At 30.3% G+C, this 4817-nt stretch carries 6 protein-coding genes; 1 reads left to right on the top strand and 5 read right to left on the bottom strand.

Annotated elements, in window-relative coordinates:
• Positions 1-422: toprim domain-containing protein (locus B3J44_RS07615; protein ID WP_286967534.1), on the bottom strand; the 422-nt coding region annotated here is incomplete at its 3' end.
• A gap of 277 nt (positions 423-699) precedes the next feature.
• On the opposite strand from B3J44_RS07615, the gene B3J44_RS07610 reads away from it, so the two are divergent.
• On the top strand, positions 700-2328 hold the full coding sequence (locus B3J44_RS07610) for a hypothetical protein (RefSeq protein ID WP_286967532.1): 1629 nt from the start codon (positions 700-702) through the stop codon (positions 2326-2328).
• A gap of 98 nt (positions 2329-2426) precedes the next feature.
• Here the strand turns inward: B3J44_RS07610 and B3J44_RS07605 are convergent, their stop codons facing one another.
• The 4 genes from B3J44_RS07605 to B3J44_RS07590 are packed head-to-tail and all read right to left on the bottom strand — an operon-like array spanning position 2427 to position 4288.
• Positions 2427-2840 (bottom strand): lysozyme inhibitor LprI family protein, encoded by a 414-nt coding sequence (locus tag B3J44_RS07605; protein ID WP_286967530.1) that lies wholly within the window; start codon positions 2838-2840, stop codon positions 2427-2429.
• A gap of 4 nt (positions 2841-2844) precedes the next feature.
• Positions 2845-3273 (bottom strand): copper resistance protein NlpE N-terminal domain-containing protein, encoded by a 429-nt coding sequence (locus B3J44_RS07600; RefSeq protein WP_286967528.1) that lies wholly within the window; start codon positions 3271-3273, stop codon positions 2845-2847.
• Positions 3274-3309: 36 nt separating this feature from the next.
• A complete protein-coding gene (locus B3J44_RS07595; RefSeq protein ID WP_286967526.1) occupies positions 3310-3789 on the bottom strand; it encodes a hypothetical protein in 480 nt (159 codons plus the stop codon).
• A gap of 4 nt (positions 3790-3793) precedes the next feature.
• Positions 3794-4288: an SRPBCC family protein gene (locus B3J44_RS07590; RefSeq protein ID WP_286967524.1), complete on the bottom strand. Its 495-nt coding sequence runs from the start codon at positions 4286-4288 to the stop codon at positions 3794-3796.
• Between the last annotated feature and the right edge of the window lie 529 nt (positions 4289-4817).

Raw genomic sequence — 4817 nt, 5'->3', positions numbered from 1 at the left:
CCTTCTTTAATCGCTTCTGTAGTAAGAGACGAAATCCATAATCGCTGAATTTCGCCTTTGTAATGTGCTTCGTTCATTACCCAACGCTGAATCAATTCTCCTTCTTGTCCAGCATCCCCGCAGTTTATAACCACGTCGGCTTTCTCAAAAAGGCTTTTAATGATCTTAAACTGTTTTTGAATTCCAGAATTTTGAACGACTTTGGTTTCAAACTTTTCAGGAAGCATCGGCAGATTGTTTAAATCCCAGCTTTTCCAGTGCGGTTTATAATCGTTGGGTTCTTTTAAGGTGCATAAATGCCCAAAAGTGTAAGTCACGGCATAACCATTACCTTCGTAATAACCATCGTGCTTGGTATTGGCACCTAAAACAGATGCAATTTCACGCGCTACACTTGGTTTCTCGGCAATACAGACCTTCATTTTTTCCTTTCTTGATTAATAGGCGAAAGTAGGGAATTTTGAAGAAAGGGGCAAAGGTTGTTAGTAACAAAGAGACAAAGACATTTTATCATCCTCTTTTTTTTATAAGAATTGAAATTGATCTAATGCATTCTTTTTTACTTCAATTGGGCAAGAAAACAGGGATATTTTTTTGAATGAAAATATTTAATAATAAGAAAAGAAGTAAGAGGATAAATTTTATAACTTCGGCGCTTAATTCAATCCTACTATACTAATACCACAACCAATAAGAAATATGAATATCAATCAGTTTAAAAAGCTCTTTTATTGTTTTTTTATTTTATTATTATTTATTAATTGCTCCAATGACGAAGATCCAATTCCTGAAAATGCAGTATTCGAGCCACAAACCGAATTAATAAGTTTAGAAGGAAATCAAAGCCAGTTAGAGGTACATTGGAAACCTGTTTTCATAGAAAAATTTAAGAGTTATAAAGTCTACCGATTTGATACTTATAATAATGAACCTTTTATGCCAGAAGGAGTTGTGGGTTTGGGAGAGCTTGTATTTGAAGTTACAAATAATAGGACTACAAGTTTTATCGATACAAAAGTACCCTATAATTCTTTTGTAATGTATGCTGTTGTTACGGAATACTTGAATGAAGAAAAGAATGTTATAGCTGTAGTAAGTAAAAACCATTTATCTTTCGAAAATAAGGATTTATCATTTGCGATTACATCTGTAGAAAAGTCAGCAGATGGGAGTTTGAAAGTAACCTGGGATAAAGACTCTAATGCTGGTTTTGAAAGTTATACAGTTTATGCCTTGAGTAGTCCGTTTTTATCTCATGAAGATGTTATGAATAATAAAAATAAACTTAAGAGTATTACTATTCAAAACGAAAATAGTATTTCTGATACTGTTCAATATACAGATCAAATAGTATATTATGCCGTGTCTAAAGTTATAAATGGAAAAACAATTTGGAGCAAAAATTTAGGAATGATAGATAATCCTAGAAGTTTGAAATTTAGACCTGGGCAAACATTTAAAAATCCATACGTTGAAAATGAGATGATCATTATTAATAAGGAAGGCGAAATTGTGTTTTACGATATAAATTCCCTCACCAGTACTAAGATTTCAACAAATGGCTACATATTCTTTTGCTCTATTGGTGAGTATAATGGAGTGAAAGACTTATATGTTCCAAGTATAAATGGAAATGTCTTTTTAGTAGATTTAAAAACACATCAGATTAAGAAAACTATAAATCTTAAAACAGATTACGATATCTTAACTGCAATTCCAATAAATGAACACATCTTATTTATAGAGAAACACCCTTATGCAGAAATTGGAGGCCTTTTTGTTTATAATGTTGAAAATGATAAGGTTTTAAATAGAAATGGTTCTTTTGGCGCTGCTTCAAATGCAAAATTATTTTATGGAAAAGATAATTATTTTTTCATTTTAGATAGTGATGGACGTGAATATGGAAGTTCGTCGGCAATTAGAAGACTGAATATAAACGGAGATCAAGTCACTACAGATTTGCTTTGGAATGAATCTGTTGCCGACAGTAGATTATTTGCTTTATCAGAAGATAAAAGTTTCTTTGTAAGCACTAATTTTGGTTTTCAATCAGATGTTGATTATGAAAATTTTACTGAGGTTACAACCAAAAGTTACTCGTCGACTCTTAATCTGGCAGATGCTAAAATTACTTCAGACAATCATATTTATTTTGCAGTTCCAGGTGATGGACGTATCAGTGTTTTTGAAAAAAATAATTTTAGTGCGCCAGTAAAAGAATACAAAACCAATGGAGGACCTTTGTTTCTTGAGGTTTTTGATAAACAAATAATTTCCTTAAATCAATGTCCTAATACTTGCATTTTAGAAACTACTGCAAAATAGAATAAGTAGATAAAAGCAAAACGTCTCCTAATAGGAGACGTTTTAGTATTCAATCTTAGCTTATATTTCTAAAGTACAATTTCTATTAAATTCAGTTTTTAATACTCCAACATTTTATAATACACTTCGAGCTCCAATGCTCTTGTTTTTACAATTTCTCTTTTTTTGCTTTCGGCAACGGCATACCACATGGTTCCCTGTTGTACTTCGTAAAAGTATTTTGAAATAAAAGCATATTCTTTATCGCGATAAGCGAGCCATTGTTTTTGAGACTCCTTTAAAGTTTCAAAAGCTTCTTTTGGAAGTTTTGTTTTCAGTAAATTATAATATTTATTCAATTCTTTGTCCCAAGATTCGCGGGCTTGAATGGTACAATTGCACATGTCTGCATTAGAAATATTGTTTTTATTAAGACATTTTGATTCTAGGGCATCTATTGGGTTTTCTTTTTTGTTTTGTGAAAACGCTACGATTGATAGAAACAGAAAACTTAAAACAAGTACTTTTTTCATTCATTTACAATTTAAAAACGTCTATGCTCTTCATCCAGAAAATTTCTGATTTTAAAAACTGAAGTTTTGTTTTAACAACCTTATCACTTTTATCTCGCGAATTTTTGGTAATAAATCGAGCAGTCGAATTATTAAAATCTAGAGTATATTTTGGGTCTAAATCTTCTTTTTTGTTTGTCGAAAAAGTAATCAGATTGTCTTTTGCACTCCATTTTCCTTTTCCATATTTATTGTCTTCCGTTGGATTTCCGTCTTGTAATTTTGAATAAGAATGAAATACAAAAGTTCCGTCTGGATTTAAAGTTAATTTATATTCGATTGTATGTTTCTCTTTCTCAGAAAGTGAACGAGAATATTCGCCAGCAAATTGATTGGATTGTCCAAATAAAGTTAGATTGAAAACTAAGAGGAAAAATGTAATTAGTACTTTCATAGCGCTTAATTGGTTGGATTTTGGCGGATTATTTTTTTATTCATTGTCTATTATTTCAAATGTTCTTCTAAAATTGTTTATAAATTTTCTTTTTTTGTAGCTGGTGATTGTTCTGGATATGAAACTAGTAATTAAAAGAAATGAGTTGAAAATTATGTATACTGTCAATGGCGCTTTTTTAACAATGAATATTGTATTGAATAATAAAAATGCAACAAAAGGAAAATAACGAATCCAATAATAGCCAAACTTAATTGGAATTATTTCATATGAAATCTCTGTTTGATTTTCATTTTTTGATTTAAATTTTCCTTTTAAAATAAATGGAATAGGATGAAGTATAGCATTTTGGGTTATTCTAAAATCGTTTTGATTTATTATGCCAAAAAAAAGTTTGTCTTTGTCTCCAATCAAATTAAAAGCATGAAAAGGAGTGCCACTAATTTTTGGATTGCCTTGTTTGGTATTGGTTTTAAGTCTTTTTCGGAATTCGCTAATATCAATTTGTGATATCATATGCTTAATTATTAATCATTGGATTCAAATTACTGTCCTTATTTCTCAAATCCAATCCGCCTTCGTAAACCGATTTAAGATTTGTGAGATAAAAATGCCAGCCGTTTGAACAGCCTAATCTAATGTATTGTTTAGAATAATCATCTGTTGGAATATTATGATGGCGAAGTTCTACAATCGTATAATCTTCTTTTTCGCTTAAATTGATGTCTACAAGACAATTTCCTTCAAACGTAAATTGCAATTGATCTTTTCCGTTGGCAGATACGATTTTTCCTTTCATAGAATCATCGTACAAATACCAAAGCCATTCATACGTATTATCTTTTTCTGCATTTTTGCCTTTGCTTAAAGGTTCCTGATTACCATCAAAAAAAGATACTTTTTCAAGAAACCATTTTTCAAGTTCTTCAGCTTTTGTCCAAGCATTGTAAATGTCAGACAGTTCGGCTCTTACGGCTATTTTTTTTGAGAAAGAAGTCCAATCGAAATTTTCCATGATAGCTTATGTTGTTTTAAAGTTAGAAGAAAGAGAGATTATTAAAAGATTGATTAAAACAAATATAAGATATTTCCTCTAGCTTTTGTTTCAGAAAAAAAGCTGTAGAAAATGTTTCTATTCGATTCAAGGAAACGGATTTTTGACCATGTTTAGTTTGTTTTTGGTGATTGATGAATGATAAACAGATAGAGTAAATGTATTGAGAATCTATTTTTATAATATTAAAAAAAACAGGAAAAAAGAAGATGCCACATTATTTTGTCTATTCTTTAGAACCGCACTAGAAGTTCAAAATCGAGTTCTCTAGACTCTTTATTTTTTTTGTAAGATAAAAAAGGCGTATATTGCTAAAATAATTTGATATTATAATGATCACTGCAAATTTTTATTTAATAAACAGTTCTTTGATGTGCTTAATGTGCACATTGCTGTATTTGCATGACGATACTTTCTTAAAAAGTTCAAAAGAGTTTATTTCTTTTACCCTGTCACAACTCTAGGCAGGGGAATCTTTTACGATTTTAAT

Origin of the sequence: Flavobacterium sp. UBA4854 (assembly GCF_002399805.1) — a bacterium.
Classification (GTDB): Bacteria; Bacteroidota; Bacteroidia; order Flavobacteriales; family Flavobacteriaceae; genus Flavobacterium; species Flavobacterium ginsengisoli.
The sequence above is the reverse complement of the archived record's forward strand: the minus strand, read 5'-3'. Positions and strand labels throughout refer to the sequence as shown.

What these genes read in the sequence shown, in the direction of transcription:
- B3J44_RS07590 (WP_286967524.1), bottom strand. Translation starts at nt 4,288, where the DNA reads ATGGAAAATTTCGATTGGACTTCTTTCTCAAAAAAAATAGCCGTAAGA.
- B3J44_RS07605 (WP_286967530.1), bottom strand. Translation starts at nt 2,840, where the DNA reads ATGAAAAAAGTACTTGTTTTAAGTTTTCTGTTTCTATCAATCGTAGCG.
- B3J44_RS07600 (WP_286967528.1), bottom strand. Translation starts at nt 3,273, where the DNA reads ATGAAAGTACTAATTACATTTTTCCTCTTAGTTTTCAATCTAACTTTA.
- B3J44_RS07610 (WP_286967532.1), top strand. Translation starts at nt 700, where the DNA reads ATGAATATCAATCAGTTTAAAAAGCTCTTTTATTGTTTTTTTATTTTA.
- B3J44_RS07595 (WP_286967526.1), bottom strand. Translation starts at nt 3,789, where the DNA reads ATGATATCACAAATTGATATTAGCGAATTCCGAAAAAGACTTAAAACC.